Genomic DNA, 2,392 nt, shown 5'->3' with positions numbered 1-2,392 from the left:
GGCGCCGCGGCGGTGGCCCGCCCGGGGCGCGCCACCAGCGTCACCTCGGGCCGCTCGTTGTCCGCGGCCAGCAGTGCCTCCACGCCGGCCCGGCCGCCGCCGAGCGAGTCCCACAGCGAGGAGACCACCCAGCGCGGGTGGGAGTGGACCACCGCGAGGTGGTCCTCGGGATCCTCGTCGTAGGGCGGGGCGACCCGCTCCAGCCAGCCGTCCAGGTCGTGCCGAGCGATCTTGCGCAGGACCGCGTTGACGAACTTGGCCCGGCCGTCGCCGAGCACCACGCGGGCCAGCTCCACGGTGGCGGAGACCGCGGCGTGCGGCGGGATCCGGGTGCCGAGCAGCTGGTGCGCGCCGAGCGCGAGCACGTCGAGCACCGGCGGATCCACCTCGCGCAGCGGCCGGTCGACGCAGTCGGCGATGATCGCGTCGTAGGTGCCCTGGCGGCGCAGCGTGCCGTAGACCAGTTCGGTGGCGAGAGCGGCGTCCCTGCCCTCGAAGCCGTTCTTCTCCCGGGCCTTGCGCAGCAGCGGCGGCAGGACCAGGTTGGCGTACGCGTCCCGTTCGTCGACGGCGCGCAGCGCCTCGAAGGCGAGGATGCGGACCGGGTCCTTCTGGGGGCGGCGGTACGGCTTGGCCGGTTTGCGGGGCCGACGGGAGGGGTCGCTCACGAAAAAGGTGCTCCGGATCGCAGAAATCGAGACGTCGAAGAACATCGGGGCCCGGGGGCTTCGGGCCTCAGGCTTCGGGCCTGGGGGCTTCGGGCCTGGGGGCTTCGGGCTTCGAAGAAGGGGTGGTACCTCCCCAGACTACGTCCCGCCCGCCCCTGCCCCGGCCCGGCCTCAGCCGCCCAGCGTCTCCCCGGCCGTGATCCGCGCGCCGCGCGCCCAGTCGGCGGCGCGCATCGGCTTCTTGCCCTGGGGGCGCACCCACACCAGCTCGACGGCGTGCGAGCCGGTCCCGACGTACACGTTGTTCTTGGCGGCCGCGATCTCGCCGGGCGCCAGGTCGGTCCGGTCGGCGACGAGGGCGACCTGGGTCAGCTTCAGCCGCTCGCCGCGGAAGGTGGTCCAGGCGCCGGGCGCGGGGTTGCAGCCGCGCACCACCCGGTCCACGCGCAGGGCGGGGGCGGACCAGTCGACGCGCGCGTCCTCCACCGTGATCTTCGGTGCCAGGCTGATGCCGTCCGCGGGCTGCGGGACCGGCTCCAGGGCACCGTCCTCGATGCCGTCCATGGTGGCGGCCAGCAGTCCGGCGCCGGCCAGCGAGAGCCGGGTGAGCAGGTCTCCGGCGGTGTCGGTGGGGCGGACCTGCTCGGTGAGGGTGCCGTAGACCGGGCCGGAGTCCAGACCCTCCTCGATCAGGAAGGTGGAGGCGCCGGTGATCTCGTCGCCGGCCATCACGGCGTGCTGCACGGGGGCGGCGCCGCGCCAGGCGGGCAGCAGCGAGAAGTGCAGGTTGACCCAGCCGTGGGCGGGGACGTCGAGGGCGACGCGGGGCAGCAGGGCGCCGTAGGCCACCACCGGGCAGCAGTCCGGGGCGATCTCCCGCAGCCGGGCGAGGAACGCCTCGTCGCGCGGGGAGGCGGGCTTGAGCACCTCGATGCCGGCTTCCTCGGCCCGCTCGGCGACCGGGCTCGCCACCAGCCGGCGGCCCCGCCCCGCGGGTGCGTCGGGACGGGTGACGACGGCGGCCACCTCGTGCCGCCCGGAGGCGATCAGTGCGTCCAGGGCGGGGAGGGCGACCTCGGGGGTGCCTGCGAAGACGAGCTTCATGGGTGGCGTAGGGCCTCTCGGGGCGGGGATGCGGGCGGCGCACCAGTCTAGGAGGCCGCGGGAGGTCCCGGGCGACGCGGTGGAGCGACCGCGTGTGCGGCGTCTCCAGGGCGCGCGGCGGGCACCGAGCGCCCCCGCGACCGTGACCCCCCGGGGGTCGGGCGCGTTGGTCAAAGGAGAGTTGACCACAACGGGCCGCCATCGTCGCGGCCGATCCTTTCATCGCCGGTTCGAGAGGCTTGTTCATGGCCGACCACGCAACCCACGACGCCCAGGCTCGGGCCAGCCTGCACCTGCTGGTACGGGACATCGAGCGGGTCCGCCGGCAGGTGGACGCGCTGCGTACGCTCACCGCCCAGCTCGGGAACGTCTACCGCCCGCGGCGCACGGGTTCGTCCGCCGGATTCGTCGTCTACGGACGGGCGCCGGCGCCGACGGTCCGTCTCGCGCAGGAGCTGCGCGACAGTGTCGAGACGCTGGTCACGGCGGCGGTGGACTTCGACCGGTCGCTCGGGTTCTCGTGGGACGCGGTGGGTTCCGCGCTGGGGGTCACCAAGCAGGCGGTGCACCGGCGGTACGGGGCGCGGCGGGCGGCGCAGCAGGCGGCGGCGGAGGCCGAG

The 2,392-nt window shown here is 75.1% G+C and carries 3 protein-coding genes; 1 reads left to right on the top strand and 2 read right to left on the bottom strand.

Annotated elements, in window-relative coordinates:
• Together HW445_RS27180 and fmt are read right to left on the bottom strand one after the other, a co-directional pair.
• Positions 1-668: transcription antitermination factor NusB (locus HW445_RS27180; protein WP_308799994.1), on the bottom strand; the 668-nt coding region annotated here is incomplete at its 3' end.
• Between the two features lie 171 nt (positions 669-839).
• Complete coding sequence (fmt, locus tag HW445_RS27175) at positions 840-1,772, bottom strand: methionyl-tRNA formyltransferase (protein ID WP_180223520.1); 933 nt, start codon at positions 1,770-1,772, stop codon at positions 840-842.
• Positions 1,773-2,017: 245 nt separating this feature from the next.
• On the opposite strand from fmt, the gene HW445_RS27170 reads away from it, so the two are divergent.
• A partial coding sequence (locus tag HW445_RS27170) for a hypothetical protein (RefSeq protein WP_180223519.1) occupies positions 2,018-2,392 on the top strand: 375 nt, incomplete at its 3' end.

This window comes from Streptomyces sp. UH6, assembly GCF_013421635.1.
Classification (GTDB): Bacteria; Actinomycetota; Actinomycetes; order Streptomycetales; family Streptomycetaceae; genus Streptomyces; species Streptomyces abyssomicinicus.
Note: the sequence above shows the minus strand (reverse complement) of the source record. Positions and strands in the feature narration are given on the sequence as shown.

Excerpts from the sequence above, each read along its gene's own strand:
- fmt (WP_180223520.1), bottom strand. The coding sequence starts at position 1,772 with ATGAAGCTCGTCTTCGCAGGCACCCCCGAGGTCGCCCTCCCCGCCCTG.